Below are 18,463 nucleotides of genomic sequence, written 5' to 3'. Positions count from 1 at the left end.
TACTTCACCTTTTTATTAATTAAACTGGCTATCATAAAGTTTATAATAATACCCCTTCTCTTTTATTAATTCTTCATGGGTACCCATCTCCATTATGCTTCCATTATCAATTACCATAATTTTATCTGCATCCTTTATAGTACTTAATCTATGAGCTATTATAAAACTTGTTCTATCTTTCATAACACCTAACAAAGCTTCTTGTATCTTAAGTTCTGTACGTGTGTCTACACTGCTTGTGGCCTCATCTAATACTAATATTGACGGATCAGATAAAATAGCTCTAGCAATAGATAACAGTTGTTTTTCTCCTTGACTTAAGCTTACTCCACCTTCTGAAATAATTGTATTATATTCTTTAGGTAATTTAGTTATAAAAGCATCTGCATTAGCTAGCTTAGCCGCACTTTCTACTTCCTCATTCGTAGCATTTAAATTTCCATATCTAATATTTTCTTTTATAGTACCTGAAAAAAGATAACTATCTTGAAGTACTATTCCAAAGGCTTTCCTTAAACTTTCTTTAGTGTATTTTTTAATACATTTCCCATCTATTAATATTTGACCCTTTGAAATATTATAAAATCCAGTAAGTAAATTAACTATAGTTGTCTTACCAGCCCCTGTAGGTCCAACTAAGGCAACATTTTCTCCCCTTTTCACATTAAAACTTATATCCTTAAGTACATAAGAGTCTTCATTATATCCAAAGGTGACATTTTTAAACTCAACCTCTCCTCTTACATTATTTAATACCTTTGAATTTTTTATATCTTTTGGCTCTTCTTTTTCATCTAAAGTTTCAAACACCCTTTCTGCACCTGCTACAGCAGATTGAAACGTATTAAATATACTTGCTAAATCATTTAAAGGCCTTGCAAATTGCCTTGAATAGCTAATAAAACTTGCTATTATTCCAACGGTAATTAAATCCATTACCGCAAGTACTCCACCTATAGCTGCTACTGCTGCAAATCCAATATTATTAATAACATTCATTAAGGGCATTATATAACCAGACCATACCTGAGCCTTTATTCCTACTTCGCATAAATTTGAATTTAAGTCATCAAACTCTTCAATTATCTTATCTTCTCTATTAAAGGCCTTTACCACATGAATTCCAGATATAGACTCTTCAATATGACCGTTTAATTTACCTAAAACCACCTGCTGCTCTTTGAATAATACCTTGGTTCTTTTTGCTATACTATTTGTCATAAATAAAACCAAAGGTAATGTCACCATACTTGCAACAGTAAGAAGAGGACTTAATATAATCATCATAGTAAAAGCACCTATAATATTTATGAAACTTGACATTAATTGAATTATAGACTGAGATATGGTAGTACTTACGTTTTCTATATCGTTAGATAATCTACTCATTATTTCTCCATGGGTATGAGTATCAAAAAACATCAAAGGCAAACTTTGAAGCTTTTCAAAAAGTGCTTCTCTTAATCTAAATACAATTCTTTGAGATATACCAGCCATTATAAAACCCTCAGATAGAGTTATAATACTATCCATAATATATGTAAATATAAGCACCATAGCTATTATCTTAAGTGTTTTAAAATCAACATAAAGCTTCCCTAAATTTAAAGCATCTACAGTTTTCCCTATTAAATATGGAACTAAAAGTCCAAAAGCTGAACTTATTATTACAAGTGTAAATATTACTATCAATAGTTTTCTTTCTTTCCCAAAATACTCCCAAAGCCTTATAAGAGTTTCTTTAAAATTCTTTGGCTTAACTACTGGCTGCATGCCTCTGTTTCTTTTGAAACTGCTCCTAGAAGTTATATTAGAATTGGGGCTTGTATATGAAGCACTCCTTTTATCTTTCTCCATTTATCTCCTCCCCCTTCCTATTTGTGAATAATATATACCTTTGTAAACTTCAGAGCTTTTCATTAGCTCTTCATGAGTTCCTATACCTACCATACCTCCATTATCTAATACAATTATTTTATCTGCTGACATAACCGAAGTAATTCTTTGAGCTATTAATAAACAGATAATATTTTGTGAGTATTCCTTTAACCCTTTTCTTATCTCTCTTTCAGTAGTTAAATCCACCGCACTAGTAGAATCATCTAAAATAAGTATGTTTGGATGTTTAATCAAGGCCCTTGCAATAGAAATTCTTTGTTTTTGACCTCCAGAAAGATTTACTCCACCCTGACCTAAAATAGTATCATAACTTTTTTCAAAAGAAGTTATAAAATCATCAGCTTTTGAGATTTTAGCTACCATTTGCACTTCTTCTAAACTTGCATTTTCATTTCCCCACCTTATATTATCTAAAATACTTCCTGTAAAAAGTATTGTTTTTTGTGGAACTATAGATATTATCTCTCTTAGAACTTTTAAATCGAAATCCTTTACATCCACTCCATTTACTTTTATGCAACCTGATTTCACATCATAAAATCTTGGTATTAAATTAACTAAGCTACTTTTTCCAGATCCTGTGGCTCCAATTATGCCTATGGTTTCTCCAATATCACAGGTAAATGTAATACTTTTAAGAATATCCCCGCCGTTTTTATCATAAGAAAAGTATACATTATTAAATTCTATTTTTTCATATGTATCTTTTGGCGTTAAGGTATCTTCTTTAACTATTAGGCTGTCTTCCTCTGAAAAGACCTCTCCTATACGCTCTGATGATGTCCTTGCTCTTATAAACATGTTAAATACATGGGATATCATTATTAATGAAAATAATATTTGTGTCATATAATTTATAAATGCAATTATTTGTCCTACCTTCATAGTTCCGTTATTTACGTTTATTCCGCCAAACCAAATAACTAAAACAATGCCTAAATTTACGGTTAAAGTGATGCTAGGATTTAAAATTGACATAACCCTCATACCCTTTATTGAAGCATCAGTAAGCTCTCCATTTACATCTTTAAATCTTTTCTTTTCGTAATTGAATCTATTAAAAGCTTTTACCACCCTTACCCCAGATAGATACTCTCCCATTACTCCATTTACTTTATCTAAAGCTCTTTGTATGTTTTTAAAAAAAGGATAGCTAACCTTCATATTTATAAATATGAATACAGTAATAATAGGAACTATACCTATCAGTATAAAAGCCATAGATGGATTAATTAATATGGCCATTATTATACTTCCGACGCACAGTATAGGTGCCTTCACAAATATCCTCATTGTTCCATGAGCAAAGGTTTGTACTTGATTTACATCACTTGTGAGCCTTGTCATTAGTGACGCTGTTTTAAATTTATCTACATTTTGAAATGAAAAGCTTTGTATCTTTTTAAAAAGGTCACCTCTAAGATCACTACCAAACCTTTGTGATACATTGCTTGAAATAATATTCCGAGCTATTGCGCAGGAAGCACCTATGGCTGTTATAAAAAGCATTAGCCCTCCTAAACTAAGAACTAATGATATATCCCTTGTTGCAACCCCTTTATCTATAACTTTGGACATTATAGTAGGTTGCATAAGATCACAAAGAGTCTCAATAGTTATAAATATAAATGCAACCATATACTTATTTTTATACCTTTTTATATACTTATTCAAATAATCCATTATATCACACCTCAAAATTTAACTAATAATGTGTTTAAATAGGAAAAAGGCAGGTTTTAACTGCCTTTTATTTCTTTTATATTTCAAAATCATAGACCTATATATATTTTACACAAGCTATACAATTTCTCTTATTATTTTGCTATTACTTCAATTCCATCTTCTGTTACTAAAATCATATTCTCCCACTGTGATGAAAGTGATCCGTCTTTTGTAATAGCTGTCCAGTCATTATCCTCATCTACGAATAGCTTATAATCACCTGCATTTATCATAGGTTCAATAGTAAACATCATTCCAGGAACTAAAATCATTCCCTGTCCTTTTACCCCATAATGGTATACAAAAGGCTCCTCATGAAATTCAATTCCAACTCCATGCCCGCCAAAATCCTTAACTACAGAAAATCCATTGTTTTCTGCATGGGTTTGAATAGCTTCTCCAATATCACCTAAAAATCCCCAAGGCTTAACTGCTTCTATTCCTTTTTCTAAACATTCTTTACTTACCTGAACTAGCTTTCTAGCCTCATCACTTACATCACCAATCATGAACATCCTTGAAGCATCAGAATAATATCCATTAAATATAGTAGACACATCTACATTTATTATGTCTCCATTTTTAAGTATTATGTCTTTACTTGGTATACCATGACAAACTTCCTCATTAATTGATGTGCAAACGCTCTTTGGAAATCCCTCAAAATTAAGAGGAGCTGGCACAGCACCTTTAGATATAGTATAATCATAAACTAACTTATCAATTTCTTCTGTGCTCATTCCCTCTTTAATATTTTCAGCTACTAAATCTAAAACGGCATCGTTAATAGCTGCGCTCTTTTTTATAGCTTCTATTTCTTCTGCATTTTTAATCATATCTCTTGTAGGCACTTCATATCCTTCAAGTTCTAGTAAACTTAATCTTTCATCAAAATCTAAATGGCACTTCTTGTATTTAAGCCCACTTCCGCACCAACACTTACTATTTCTATCTAAACTCATTCCATCGTCTCCTTAACATAATACAATTCTTTGCTATATATTATTAATTAATAATATTTATAGCATTATACTTTATTATACTCTTTTATGATAATTTTTAAAGTACTGTTTATATTATATGTTGTCTTTTCTATGTTCTATATATTTTTATGTACTCTTTATATATTCTTTTTCACATAATACCTTTTATGTCCTATTGGACAGTCATCAATTATGTTTCCACTTTTATTATTTACTAAAACTAATTCTATTTTCATAATAATTCTCCTTGATATATTAATTAACTTAATATATCACTCACATTAAATTCTTCTTTCGCTAACCAAGCTTAGCAAATGAAACTGTTACTCCCTTATCACAGGAATTATATTAAATAATAGCAATTTAAAGATACATATTTTCCTTGTTCCCTTAATGCTGTTAAGTCAGCACATTCCTCCCAGTTTTCCCTGTCTATTTCTTTAAAGATAAGTTTCATTTGTATCTCCCCCAAACTTCATGCATAAGTAAGATTATACCATAAATGGCCTCTATTATAAACCTTACTTGAAATAGATCCTATCCTCTTCCATTCTATCCACGATAGATAATGATTCAACTTTCACCCCTAAATTATCTATGGCTTCTCTTCCACCTTGAAAACCTTTTTCAATAACAATTCCTACTCCTACAACTTCTGCTCCAGCCTGTTTTACTATATCAATTAATCCACAAGCAGCACACCCACTAGCTAAAAAGTCATCTAATATAATCACTCTTTCATTAGCGTTTATAAAGCTTTTACTTACCATTACATTATAAGTTTTATCTTTAGTATAGGAATGAACAGATGATTTATAAAGATCATTATCAATATTTAAACTCTCAGCCTTTTTTGCAAAGACTACTGGCACAAAGTCAAAATATTGAGATGCTATAGCCGCTATACCAATGCCTGAAGCTTCTATAGTGACAATCTTATCCACCTTTTCTCCTTCAAATCTTCGCTTAAATTCTTTTCCTATTTCATTTAATAAAACTATATCCATCTGATGGTTTAAAAAGCTATCAACCTTTAATATTCTTCCATCTCTAACCTTACCATCTTGTATTATTCTATTTTTTAATAAATCCATAAAATTCATCCCTTTCGATTAACTACAGTATTAAACTTTTAAACAATTGTCATAAAACTTTACATACTTCTATTTTCTAATACATATGTATTAAAACTATATAAAATTCATTGTACCTTTTAAATCAAAAATTCAAACATCTTTGTATAAATTCTTATTTAATATTATACCATATTGCTTAGCTATTTTTTAAACTTGTAAATTACTTGTATAACATACACCAATTATATTGTTTTTAACTTTACATATAGCTTGTATAAATTTAAAAAGGTTGTTGACAATTACAATTATCAACAACCTTTTTATTTTTTAACATTACATAAAACCATATGATATACTAACTATTTGCTTTTTGGATATTTTTTATATACTAATGAGCATATAAAAGCGGTAAATGGTACCGTTAGTACTACACCTATACTTCCACTTATACCTTGTATAATTTCAGTACCTACTATATCAAGATTTAAAAGTTGCAGTGATGCCATATTGCTTGAAACAATAAGTATTATAAGACTTAAACTTCCTCCTGCAAAAGCTAGTATCAAAGTGTTAGACATAGTTCCTATAATATCTTGTCCTATATTTATCCCTGATTTAAATAAATCTTTAGATGAAAGTTTATGATTCAAACTAAATATTTCATACAGTGCTGAGGATATAGACATAGCAACATCCATTACCGCGCCTAATGATGCTATGAGTATACCAGCAAACATAATTCCATGGAGTTTTAATGAAGAGTTTTCTGCTACATACAACATATTCTCGGTATTTTCCATAGTTAAACCTGATAGATGTGCAAATTTACCTGATACATAGGATATAATTCCTGCTGCAACGATTCCCATTAATGTACCTATAATAGCACAATAAGTCTTTTTACTCCTACCATTTAAAAGGTATAGAGTCACAAATGTTATCATAAATGCTACCCCTATAGCTGCTACCATTGGACTAATGCCTCTTAACATAAGCGGAATCATAAAAAAGATTATACTTACAAAGGTAAATATTAAAGCCACAACAGATTTAACTCCTTTTAATCTTCCTATACCTATAATACTTAATATAAAAATTCCTACAAGTGCATATATGACATTAGATCTTTTGTAACTGTAAATAGTTATATCACTAATTTGACCTTTATCTTTTAGTATAGCTACAACTATCTCCATATCTTTTTCTACCTTCGTGTTATATAGCCTACTTATGGAATTTTTGATTTGGAAGACTTGCCCCATATGTTCCCCGCTTCTTAACTCTACAGTTATATTTTGCATACCTACTTCTATATAATTTAACTTTTCATCTTTTTGAACCTTTTCAGTATCTATAGATTTTACTATAGCTTTTTCGTAAGTTACATTCTTTCTTGCCTTATCTTTTAAAAATCCACCTTGATAAATAAGCTTTGAGGTAGCTACTATTAATATGGAAACTACTAGTACAACTATTATACCTGCATATCTTTTTAGACTCTTCATTATATATCTCCTCATAGAAATTTATATATTATTCTTTTGTTTATATTTTATATAATCTTTGAACCTATTACTATTTCTTTTTTTTAATTATTAGTACACCACCTAAGGTTAGTGTCATTCCTAAGGTTAAAAGAATTTCTAATGTTACTCCTCCTGTTTTAGGAATCTTATTTTTCAATGGCTTTTCTATAGAGGGTGATGTATGTTTTGCATCTCCTTTTTCTAGTGGATTTTCTGATATTTCTGGGTTGATTTGATCCACCTTTTTAACCGGCTCTACAGATATTTTTGGTTTATTCGGATCTAGAGGTTCTACTGGTTTACCTGGATCTAGAGGATCTACTGGTAAATCTACAAGATCCACTGGTTTCCCATGATCTACAGGATCTACAGGATCTAATATATCTCCATCCTTTATCTTTAATATTTCTCCAGAATTTCTAACCCTTATTCTATTCCCTTCCGGGTCTACTGACGCAAGTCCTATAGCTGAAATATTATCTCCAACCTTAATTGTTGCATCCCACTTACCTTTAGCAGCTTCATCTTTTCCGTCCCATATATAACCTTGAAGATGAACTCTTGCTGTTCCAGAACCATCATTTATATATATACTATCTGAAGTTATCTTTTCCACCTTACCAGAAGTCTTTATTAATAAGCCTTCTGTTTCTTTTAACATAGAGTCTCTAGTAGATATAACCTTAGGATCTATAGGGCTTTCATTAGCATCTATTATCTCTAGATTTTCATCTTCATTACCATCAAGAGCTAATTGAAGATCTTCTTCATAGGATCCTGTAACACCTGTTATTCTTACCTTTTGTCCAACTTTTAATGGTGTCTTTGAAATACCAAACACTGTAATTCCAGCTGTTTCATCTTGTACATATATAACCTCAAAGAAAGAGTTTTTTGGATTTACTCCTTCAGATTGAGATGTAACTGTTCCTTCTATGGTATATCTTTCACCCTTTTGTTTTTCTGCTATATTTCTAAATTCTTTTATAGATATCTTTTCTGCTATCTTTTTAGGTGCCAACCATCTTAAAGCGTTTTCAGTTATCTTTCTATTAGCATTTTCTATGTTTTCTATTTCAAAATCCGTAAAAAATGATGAACCTGAAACCATAACTTTTGAACCATTTGCTAACTCCTCAGCTCCTAGTACCTTTACATTTCCCTTTTCTACAGGTACATTGTCTCCTTGCTTATCTGCATCTTGTGTTAGAGTTGTATCATGTCCTGAAACTAAAAATTCCACTTTAGAAAGGTCTGCCCCTTCTTTTGCTATTACTGAGGATCCACTATAAAAACTATAAGTTTGACCTTTTCCTAGTCCAGATGTTATTCCGTATTTACTATCTGCAAACTTATCAAAGGAAAGTCTAAACGTTTGATTACTATATTTATCATTATCTATAACTTGGTCATCATTAATTCTTAAATTAGAATTAATAGCCTGAAGTATAGGATTTAATTGTTTGTCATTGCTATATTCACCTTGTCCATCTCCATAATCAGCCTTACTTGCAATTATTATATTTCCACCATTTTCAACAAAGTTTGCAATAACTTGAATTTCCTTCTCTGAATATTTTTTTGGACTTAATGTTATTTGTCCTGTGGTCTTATCTTTAGCTTCAACACTTTGTGGGTTTGTTATTACTAATAATTTTGAATCCTTTAACACGTCTTCAGTTATCTCGTTTTTATTAATAACACATATTCCCTCATTACTTTCAATCAACTCTTTAAAGTTCTTTATTTGATTTTTATACTTTCCATTGATATACTCATTTTCTTTAGAACCATCCACAACTACCCTTATGACATCTTCTGACTTCTTAACCATATGCTTAGTACTTACAACAAAGTTTTTATTTACATTATCAATCTTTATAGTTGCTTTGGCACTTATGGTAAATTCTCCAGTAGATTTTGGACTCCATTTAATCTTAACATCTTCATTAGTTGATGCTTTTAAATTTAATGTATCCTCATGTATCTTTTGTTTATTATTATCTTGCTCTGCAAAGTATTCAATTTTAACTTCTTCTATATCCTTTTCAGAGTTGTTAAACAGCTTTGCAGTTAATTCTACTTCTTCACCTAGTACACTAAGTTTTGAATTAGCTAATATTGATGTAAGCCCAACTGATACTGTCTCACCCACCCAAACCGGTGCAGTAACAGCAATATCTTTATCTTCCTGATCTACTCTTATATAATAATAGGAGTATTCTGGTTTAAGTTCTACATTCCAATCAACTGTTGAAGAGTCAAATTTCTTTGATTCAACTACGGCTCCACCATTAGCTATAATTGATATTTTAGATATCTTATCTTCTTTATCCTCGTCTACTACATTAATTTTAAAATTAAGCTTTTCTGCTTCTTTAAATATAGTTCCCATTGGCTCATCATTAACTGTCATATTTATTTTTAAGTTTTGGTCTTCTGTAGCATATATCTTTCTTTCTCTTAATGATTGATATATAGCGTCCTCTGTAAGGGCTGGTGCCTCAATAACAGTTCTAGCACTGTTAGCATTTCCCCATCTACCCTTATGGTTATCTTGATTGTTAGTTGGTGCTACGTGCCAGCCTTTATCTAAGGCCCTTGTATAGTATTCAAAACTTGGGAAATATCCACTCCCTCTTATAGGCCCTTCACCATTTCCAACTTCTATCATAGTCACTACTTTATCTGCACCACTTGAATAAAATCCGAAGTCTCCAAAGTCTCCAAATGTTTTCCCTGGATGATTTAATTGACTTATAGTTTCTTCAGACTTTGAAATGGTATCGTAATATGACTTTAAGTCCATTTTACTATTAGTTCTTGTTTCAAACCCTTTACTATTGAATGTATTTATATGACCCCATCCACCAGTTGACTTAGACCAAGTCATCTCATATCCATATAGGGATACAAATTTCCCTTCGTCTTTATATTTTGCTGCAGCTGATCTGCCTTGTTTCCACTTTTCACTCATTGATCCATCATTTATATTAGCATCTATATCATTATCAAACCAATTTGAGTGATCTGTTACCGCTAAAAAGTCTACATTTGCTTTGTTCTTTCCATACTCATAAGCTTCATCGATAGTCCCTATACCATCTGAAAGATTAGTATGTGAGTGTAATTGTCCAAAATATAAATCTTTAGATTCTATCCCAACATTAAATGTCCAACTGATTTCAGTATTATTTCCTAATATATCAGCTAATACAACTTTAACACCGTGAGTTCCATCTTTTAAATTTTCTTTTGGTGTAAACTTAAATCCATCTTCAGTTATCTCACACCTATTTGTTATATCTTCATCATTTAAAGCAATCTTTACAGTATCCTTATTAATTCCTGATTCATCTTTAAATTTTGCACTTATTTCTGGTCTCTTATTTTCTTTTGTACTTCCTGTTGGTATCTTATTTAAAACTTCAGGTCCACTTCTATCAGTGCGTGCTTTAACTATTACCTTTGTTTTTGACTTTATCTTAGGATTATCTAAAGATGATACTGTTATAATAGATTCCCCTTGTTTTAACGCCTTTATCTTTCCTTTACTTACGGTAGCAACGCCATTGTCAGACGACTCCCATGATATGTTAGTTTGAGTCGTATTTTTCGGCTTAAACTCAAGTCCTAAAATAACTTCATCTTGAACTTCCATATCCATTTCTTTTTGTATAAGTATATCTTCTAATTCTATTACCTCTATCTTACCTCTAGTTACTACCTTTATATCATCTATTGCAATATTACCACCATCTTTTTCATAAGAAAATTTTAATTGATTAAACTCTTTAGATAGATCAAATTCTATAAATTCACCATCTACCTTTATTCCCTCTACTATTTTTACAACTTCCCAGTTTCCTGCTTTTAATCCTTCAATTTTAAGTTTTGAATCATTTTGAGTGGAATCTTTGGTTAAATTTGAAGCTACCCAAAAGGAAACCTTCATATCCATTTTACTCTTAAGAGTAGGTGTTATTAGTGCACCTAAAGATGTTTTAGCTATTTTAAAAGAAGGCCCATTTCTACTTTTACCAGTCTTACTTTTATAAAAATCTGTTGTTTTCAAGGTCCATCCTTCTGGAATCTCTTTAGGGTTTTTAGCTAGTCCATCAAATCCTTCATAGATAAGTATTGCACCTTGTGCCTCCTCCGCTAATACAGGTATTATCGGTGCGAAAACGTTTACCAATAGCATAGCCAAAATCATTAGCCACAAAACCGACTTTCTTGATCCTTTTTTCATTAAAATCCATCCTCCTAATACTTTATATTTAGATATATTTAAAAGTTTATAAATGTTACATGAATCTTGTGCCATATATTTTTATAAAGTTATTTCTCTCTGGGTGGTTGTCCATTATGTAACACAAGTTCCAATGTTATTTACTTAACTTTTAGATACCTTATTAAGCTAGATACTTTTAATAATTATGTAATACGTGTGAAAGCGCTTTACTAAGTTTCATAGAAATACATATACTCTTCATAATTGAATATATGGTTTATCAACATCTTTTATTCCATTATTTCCAACCTTAAGTATATATTTATGGATTTAAATTGTCAAGCAATTCTAAATTAATTCTCATTGACATAAAAAAGGTCACTATATAGTGACCTTCCTTTAAATCTCATGTTGATTTTTAAAAAGTTTGTTTTTATGGAGTAGTATCATAAATACTAAAGTTAAAAGTATACCTTTAAATACACTACTCATGCTTATACTCCACCATATTCCATTTAATCCAAGCAAGTTTTCTGAAGATAATATTTTAGCTGATGGTACCCTAAGTCCTGTGAATACTATACTTATAATAGATGGAAATAATGTTCTTCCAAGTCCATTAAATGCTCCTGTAGTAGTTATTTCAAGACACATAAAGAGCTGAGAATACCCAAGAATTCTTAAATAAACTATTCCATATTCTATAGCTTCCTTTTCAGGTATAAAGAATCCAAATATATACTTTCCTCCAAATACTAAAAGGGCTGTGGCCAGTATTCCAACTACAGATGCCATTAAAAGTGTATAAAAATAACCTTTACGAATTCTGTCATATCTTTTTGCCCCATAATTTTGACCAACAAAGGCTCCAAGAGCTGTAGAAAGTCCTCCTGCAGTCATCCAAGATACAGCCTCTATTTGAGATCCAACCTTTTGAACTGCAATAGGTACAGGTCCCCATACAGCAATTATTCTTGCTATTAGCATAGAAAACAATGTAAATAATCCATTTTGGAAAGCCACAGGCATCCCAAGTCTTGCTATATCTTTTACATAATGAAAATCTATTTTAGAAAATATGTTTATTTTAAATGCATGTTCTTCACTTTTATACATAATAACTAAAAAACAAGTAGTAACTAAAGCCTGAGCCAAAACCGTTGCTATAGCAGCTCCCTTTACTCCCATAACTGGGAACGGACCTACTCCAAATATCAATAACGGATCAAAAATTATATTAAATATAAGACCAACAGTGTTTATTAAAAACGGTATCTTACTGTTACCTGTACCATTAAATATAGCTGTAAATACAGGGTTCAAAAAGTTAAATATAATCCCCATTCCCACTATTGAAAGATAACTTTCAGCCATAGATATTACATCACTATCACCAAGGTTGAAAAAGCTAATAAGATTACTTTTAAAAATCACAAGTATAAATGTATACATTATAGCGAAAATTATATTTATTTGTAGGCTTGTAACTATATACTTTTTCGCGACTTCCTCATCCTTTTTTCCAATAGCTTGAGCTACTCTAACTTCTGCCCCAATCTTAGATATTAATATAAATGCCATAGAAAGCCAGGTGAAAAATCCAGCAGTTCCAATAGCAGCTACAGCATTACTTCCAACACGACCTAACCATATCATATCCGTCATATTATAAGCCATCTGTATAAAAGAAGTACCCATTATTGGTAATGCAAGTCTTATGAGGCTTGTGCCTATATTCCCTTCTACAAGATCTATTCTTTTCAACTATACCACTCATTTCTTAGTAAATTTTATTTCTAACAATCTTAAGTATATATACAATAATATCTTTAAGCAATATCTAATATTTATCTTTTATTTTAATGTTTTTTTACAATTATCAAATGATTCTTAGACTTAGGTGGAGTTTGCTTATAAAGAACACATCCCTGTATCTAAGTCTTAGAAGAACTTATAAAGGGCCATAACAGCCTTCATACCCTACATTGAAGATGAGAGTAGTGTTACGTATGGTAGACATCTGATAAAACTTAATCTGCAACCTTTATTTCCTAAGAAATACTATAATTCTTCCTTCATTTATAACAAAAGACATTTATAATTACAAAAAAAAGAGATAGAAATATAAATCTTCTATCTCTTTAAAATGTGTTATTTATTTTTTAATATTTTTTATAGATTCTTTTGCATATTTTGTATTAACAACATTCTCATAGGGTGCCCTCTTATCAAGTTCTCCTGCTGTGTCCATTACATCCATTAATTTATTTAAGCTTTCCTCTTTTAGTATAGGATCTTCACACCAAGCATCTACAGACTTATATCTTTTAACTACCTTTATTAGATCATCCATGTTAATATCAGTAAAAAATGGTGTTATAGATTTTGCTATCTCCTCTTCACTATGATTTTTAACATATAGTTGCCCTTTATATATAGCATTTGTGAATTTTTGTATTACTTCCGGATTCTTTTCCATGTAATTATTAGTAGCACAGTATGCAGTATAAGGGATTTCTCCGGATAGTTCTCCTATAGAAGCTAATATATATCCCTTATTTTCCTTTTCTACAGCCGTGGCTGCTGGTTCAAATAATGTTACATAATCCCCTTCACCAGCTATAAACACTCCACTCATTACATTAAATTGTACATCAGTTCTTACATTTACTTCTCCTTCTTTAGTATTTCCCCCTACCTTAAGCCCCTTCTCTTTTATAACATACTCTAATGTCATTTCAGGCATTCCGCCTTTTCTTCCCCCAATTACTTCTTTTTCTTTTAAATCTTCAAGCTTAAAGTCCTTTTTGTCTTCTCTTCCAACTAAAAAACTTCCATCTCTTTTAGTAACTTGCGCAAAGTTTATAGCATAATCTTTACTCTTTTTATTATATATATATATAGAAGCTTCTGGTCCCATAAGTCCTATTTGTGCTTCTCCTGAAACTAGAGCAGCCATAGTTTTATCTGCACCTTGAGCTGACATAAGTTCTACCTTTAACCCTTCCTGTTCAAAAAAGCCTTCGCTAATAGCTACATACTGCGGTGCATAAAACACAGAATGAGTAACTTCCGCCACCTTTATTTTAGTTATCTCATCTTTTTTAGCACAAGATGTAAATGTTACTGATATTGCTAATGTAAATAGCAATATCAATGTTATCTTTTTAATAATTTTCATAATGTCACCACCATTTTTTATAATTATAAAATATAGAGCTTTAATATTTTATTTGTAATACTTAGCTAATTTCTTTTTTGTTTATATAACTTTTCTATTACATTTACGACTTGATACATAATCAAAGCACAAATTGCTAAAACTACAACACCCATCATAACTAAATCTAATTTAAATACCTGTCCACCATATACAATCAAATATCCTATACCGTACCTAGATACTAAAAACTCTCCAACTATAACCCCAACCCAGGACATTCCTATATTTATCTTTACTATATTTATTATATTTCCAATGTTTGAAGGTAATATAAGCTTTCTTAGTATTTGCCCCTTTGTAGCTCCAAAACTTTTTAGCATTTTAATTTTTTCCTCATCTGCGTTTATGAAATGATTATATGCAGATAAAATAGTTGTAACTAATGAAATTGTTATTGCAATTACTACTATACCTTTTATACCAGCCCCAACCCATACTATAAGAATAGGTGCCAGTGCTGTTTTAGGTAATGCATTTAAAACAACTAAAAATGGGTCTAAAATTTTAGATGCAGTTTTAGACCACCAAAGCATTATAGCTATTAAAATTCCGAGTATGGTACCTATAGTAAATCCTAATACAGTTTCTAGTACTGAGATTCCTATATGTTTAAATAACTCACCAGTTTTTACGTATTTTAGAAAGAGTATATATATATCACTTGGTTTACTAAATAAAAAGGTATCTATTACATTAACATTTGCCAGGACCTCCCAAAGTAATAAACATATTATAAGAATAAAAACTTGCCAGAATAAAATCATTCTTTTTTGCCTTTTTTTATCCTTCAAAAACTTCTCATAAGGGCTCAAAGATTTACTTTTCATAAATATCTAGCTCCTTCCATAAAACATCAAAATAATCTTTAAACTCTGGTGCCTTCCTTGCAGATAAAGGCGTTTTATCCCCTTCAACTGTAAGATTAATATCATGTATAGACTTTATGGTTGAAGGCCTTCTAGACAGTACCCCTACAAAATCTGCCATGGATATTGCTTCAGATATATCATGTGTAACTAATATTGTAGTCTTCTTCTCATTTTTTATAATTTTATATATGTCATCACTAACTAAAAGCCTAGTTTGATAGTCAAGGGAGGAAAATGCTTCATCTAAAAGCAAAATATCTGGATCCACCGCAAGAGTCCTAATTAAAGCTACTCTTTGCCTCATTCCTCCAGACAGTTCTTTTGGGTACCTATTTCTAAACTCCCAAAGCCCATAATCCTTTAAAAGACCCTCTATCCTTTTTTTATGGTTATTATCTAACTTTTTTTGTATCTCAAGCCCAATAGTTATATTATCCATTATGCTTCTCCACTCTAAAAGATGATCCCTTTGAAACATATACCCTATTTTACCCTTAATATAAACTTCTCCAAAGTCTGGTTTTAAAAGTCCGCTTAATATATTAAGAAGCGTTGATTTACCACAACCTGAAGGCCCTAATATAGCCAAGATTTCACCTTTTTCTACAGAAAAGTTTATATCTTTAAGTACATTTAATTCACCTTCTAAAGTATAAAAGTCCTTATTAATATTTTTAACATCTACCATTATCTCCATAAACTCACCTCCATAAAAGGCAATAGCTAAACCTAAATTTAACATAGGCGCCTTTATACTATATTATCTAACTCTAATATAAAGTGTGATTAATCCTTTTGAAATATTTATTTTATTATATTTTAAATTAGAATATATATTTAAACAAAAAAAGTTATAGGTAGAAACCTCCACCTATAACTTTTATACTATTTTTTAATATAACATCCACTAATAGTTACCCTAATATATTATTTATAATTATAGAAATTCCCTATAGTGGCTTCATTATCATTTGATAATTATTTGTACCCATTATTACATATCATATGTCTCATTTTAAGGGTTACATCATATAATGTGAGTATATAAGATTATCAATTAGGAGTGAATTAATTGGAAAATGCTAAACTTGGAACAAGAGCTTCCTTAATCACTATTTCAGTAAATATAGTTCTTTGTATATTTAAAATGCTAGCAGCTTTTTTAGGTAAAAGTAGCGCAATGCTAGCCGATGCTGTTCATAGCCTTGCTGATATATTAACAACAGTTATGGTTATAATCGGTCTTAAAGTATCAAGCAAGGCAGCGGATACAACCCATCCATATGGTCATGAAAAGTTTGAGCCTATCTTTTCAAAAATTATGAGCTTTATATTAATATTCACTGGAGCATCTATAGGTTATAGGGCCTTAATGGACTTGGTATCAGGAAACCTAAATTATCCTGGTAGAATAGCTTTAATTGCTGCTGCAGTTTCTATCTTTGTAAAAGAATTTATGTATTGGTACACAATAAAAATAGCAAAAAAGATAAAAAGCGTTACCATGGAAACAGATGCTTGGCACCATCGTTCTGATGCATTATCCTCTATAGGTACATTCCTAGGTATATTAGGTGCAAGAATGGGACTAAAAGTTTTAGATCCTATAGCAGGACTTCTCGTAAGTTTTTTAATTATAAAAATTGGTATAGAATATTACTTAAAATCCATAAATGAGCTAGTAGACCATTCTGCTGAAGATAATATTATAAGACAGATTGAATATATAGCCTCTAATGTTCCTGGAGTTATTAATATTGTTAACTTAAAGACCAGATCTTTTGGAAATAAGGTCTATGCTGACATTGAAATATCTGTAGATGGAGATTTAACTGTAAATGAGGGGGATAAAATAGCTGAAAATGTCCATGGGTTAATTGAAGATAATATTTCAGATATAAAACATTGCCTAGTAAAGTTAAAACCTAAATAATAAATTCACATTTATAGATCAACTCACCATTTATGGTATATATGTTAATTGAAGGTATGCAGGAACCTCACTTAAGATTCATAGAATAGCAGCTTTCACACTAATAGTTTCTATAATAATACACATTATATAAAGGTTAGCTTTTTATTAAAAACACCCTATAGTCTACACAAATGAAGTAGTGCATCTATAAGGTGTTTTGATTTAATTATGCTGCTATCTTCAAAAATTCTTCCATGGAAAGAGTATACTGAATTTGCTTTGAAAGCTCTTTATCCTTTATAAACCCTATCTTTTTGAAAGCTTTCGTGGACCTTTTATTTTCGTAGCTTATTTTCGCAATTACCTCATCTACTCTCCAATTAAAAAAAGCATGTTTTAATCCTTCAAAAATAGCTTCAGGGCCAAGTCCTTGACCCCACCTTTTTCTATCACCAATTACTATTACCATTTCTGCTCCACTAGGTTTTGGAACAAGTCTCAAAAACCCAATAGGCTCATCTTTCTTTGTAGTTACCATGAAAAAACTACCATCATTATTAAATAAATGAGTAAGGATTGGCATATTAGTATTATGTATTACTTGTTTAATACTTTTACAAACGTTTTGTCCTTCATTTAAATATTCAACCACTTCTTCATCTTCCAGCCAGTCAATAATCTTCCATGCATCATTAGAAAAGACTTCTTGACGTAACCTTATATTATTAACCTTCATTTTTATATAACCCCCATAAAATAATAAAAACCCTATTATAGGCAAAGTTCTCGCCCTTAATAGGTTTAGACTAAATACTTATAAAGCATACCATCGTAATACATTTATGGCAACCATTGTATCCAGCTCTTTTATGGGGTAATCTGAGTTTACTAACATTTAAATGAGTATGTCTTTTAAAAAATGCCTATTGCTCCTTTAAGCTAGCTTTTTAGATATATTAATTATCAAGCATCAAGAAGTACCTTCTTAACAAAACCCCACCAAATTAATTTGA

12 protein-coding genes are annotated in these 18,463 nt (G+C 30.7%); 1 reads left to right on the top strand and 11 read right to left on the bottom strand.

The window, feature by feature from the left end:
* Positions 1–15: 15 nt before the first annotated feature.
* The 10 genes from DY168_RS04335 to DY168_RS04290 all read right to left on the bottom strand — a co-directional run bounded on the left by DY168_RS04335 (position 16) and on the right by DY168_RS04290 (position 16,232).
* A complete protein-coding gene (locus DY168_RS04335) occupies positions 16–1,857 on the bottom strand; it encodes an ABC transporter ATP-binding protein (RefSeq protein ID WP_115640647.1) in 1,842 nt (613 codons plus the stop codon).
* Positions 1,858–3,582, bottom strand: coding sequence for an ABC transporter ATP-binding protein (locus DY168_RS04330; RefSeq protein WP_115640646.1), 1,725 nt, complete (start codon positions 3,580–3,582; stop codon positions 1,858–1,860).
* A gap of 134 nt (positions 3,583–3,716) precedes the next feature.
* Complete coding sequence (locus tag DY168_RS04325) at positions 3,717–4,586, bottom strand: methionyl aminopeptidase (RefSeq protein WP_115640645.1); 870 nt, start codon at positions 4,584–4,586, stop codon at positions 3,717–3,719.
* Between the two features lie 542 nt (positions 4,587–5,128).
* Positions 5,129–5,701 carry a xanthine phosphoribosyltransferase gene (locus DY168_RS04320; RefSeq protein WP_115640644.1) on the bottom strand — a complete coding sequence of 191 codons (573 nt, stop codon included), beginning with the start codon at positions 5,699–5,701 and terminating at the stop codon, positions 5,129–5,131.
* A gap of 341 nt (positions 5,702–6,042) precedes the next feature.
* Positions 6,043–7,188, bottom strand: coding sequence for a YibE/F family protein (locus DY168_RS04315; RefSeq protein WP_115640643.1), 1,146 nt, complete (start codon positions 7,186–7,188; stop codon positions 6,043–6,045).
* Between the two features lie 70 nt (positions 7,189–7,258).
* Positions 7,259–11,461 carry a CehA/McbA family metallohydrolase gene (locus tag DY168_RS04310; protein ID WP_115640642.1) on the bottom strand — a complete coding sequence of 1,401 codons (4,203 nt, stop codon included), beginning with the start codon at positions 11,459–11,461 and terminating at the stop codon, positions 7,259–7,261.
* Between the two features lie 381 nt (positions 11,462–11,842).
* Entirely contained in the window at positions 11,843–13,207 is a 1,365-nt protein-coding gene (locus tag DY168_RS04305; protein ID WP_242984052.1) for an MATE family efflux transporter, read from the bottom strand.
* Positions 13,208–13,598: 391 nt separating this feature from the next.
* Complete coding sequence (locus DY168_RS04300) at positions 13,599–14,624, bottom strand: ABC transporter substrate-binding protein (RefSeq protein ID WP_115640641.1); 1,026 nt, start codon at positions 14,622–14,624, stop codon at positions 13,599–13,601.
* A gap of 65 nt (positions 14,625–14,689) precedes the next feature.
* Positions 14,690–15,493 carry an ABC transporter permease gene (locus DY168_RS04295; RefSeq protein ID WP_115640640.1) on the bottom strand — a complete coding sequence of 268 codons (804 nt, stop codon included), beginning with the start codon at positions 15,491–15,493 and terminating at the stop codon, positions 14,690–14,692.
* Positions 15,483–16,232, bottom strand: a complete 750-nt coding sequence (locus DY168_RS04290) for an ABC transporter ATP-binding protein (protein ID WP_115640639.1) — start codon at positions 16,230–16,232, stop codon at positions 15,483–15,485. Before DY168_RS04290 ends, DY168_RS04295 begins: the two co-directional genes overlap by 11 nt.
* 375 nt (positions 16,233–16,607) lie before the next feature.
* Here DY168_RS04290 and DY168_RS04285 point away from each other — a divergent pair, with 375 nt between their 5' ends.
* Positions 16,608–17,468, top strand: a complete 861-nt coding sequence (locus DY168_RS04285) for a cation diffusion facilitator family transporter (RefSeq protein WP_115640638.1) — start codon at positions 16,608–16,610, stop codon at positions 17,466–17,468.
* Between the two features lie 208 nt (positions 17,469–17,676).
* Here DY168_RS04285 and DY168_RS04280 read toward each other — a convergent pair whose 3' ends face one another.
* On the bottom strand, positions 17,677–18,186 hold the full coding sequence (locus tag DY168_RS04280) for a GNAT family N-acetyltransferase (RefSeq protein ID WP_115640637.1): 510 nt from the start codon (positions 18,184–18,186) through the stop codon (positions 17,677–17,679).
* Positions 18,187–18,463: the final 277 nt, after the last annotated feature.

Origin of the sequence: Clostridium putrefaciens (assembly GCF_900461105.1) — a bacterium.
In the GTDB taxonomy this organism is placed as follows: domain Bacteria; phylum Bacillota; class Clostridia; order Clostridiales; family Clostridiaceae; genus Clostridium_L; species Clostridium_L putrefaciens.
The sequence above is the reverse complement of the archived record's forward strand: the minus strand, read 5'-3'. Positions and strand labels throughout refer to the sequence as shown.

What these genes read in the sequence shown, in the direction of transcription:
- DY168_RS04280 (WP_115640637.1), bottom strand. Translation starts at nt 18,186, where the DNA reads ATGAAGGTTAATAATATAAGGTTACGTCAAGAAGTCTTTTCTAATGAT.
- DY168_RS04335 (WP_115640647.1), bottom strand. Translation starts at nt 1,857, where the DNA reads ATGGAGAAAGATAAAAGGAGTGCTTCATATACAAGCCCCAATTCTAAT.
- DY168_RS04325 (WP_115640645.1), bottom strand. Translation starts at nt 4,586, where the DNA reads ATGAGTTTAGATAGAAATAGTAAGTGTTGGTGCGGAAGTGGGCTTAAA.
- DY168_RS04290 (WP_115640639.1), bottom strand. Translation starts at nt 16,232, where the DNA reads ATGGAGATAATGGTAGATGTTAAAAATATTAATAAGGACTTTTATACT.
- DY168_RS04315 (WP_115640643.1), bottom strand. Translation starts at nt 7,188, where the DNA reads ATGAAGAGTCTAAAAAGATATGCAGGTATAATAGTTGTACTAGTAGTT.
- DY168_RS04295 (WP_115640640.1), bottom strand. Translation starts at nt 15,493, where the DNA reads ATGAAAAGTAAATCTTTGAGCCCTTATGAGAAGTTTTTGAAGGATAAA.
- DY168_RS04330 (WP_115640646.1), bottom strand. Translation starts at nt 3,582, where the DNA reads ATGGATTATTTGAATAAGTATATAAAAAGGTATAAAAATAAGTATATG.
- DY168_RS04300 (WP_115640641.1), bottom strand. Translation starts at nt 14,624, where the DNA reads ATGAAAATTATTAAAAAGATAACATTGATATTGCTATTTACATTAGCA.
- DY168_RS04320 (WP_115640644.1), bottom strand. Translation starts at nt 5,701, where the DNA reads ATGGATTTATTAAAAAATAGAATAATACAAGATGGTAAGGTTAGAGAT.
- DY168_RS04310 (WP_115640642.1), bottom strand. Translation starts at nt 11,461, where the DNA reads ATGAAAAAAGGATCAAGAAAGTCGGTTTTGTGGCTAATGATTTTGGCT.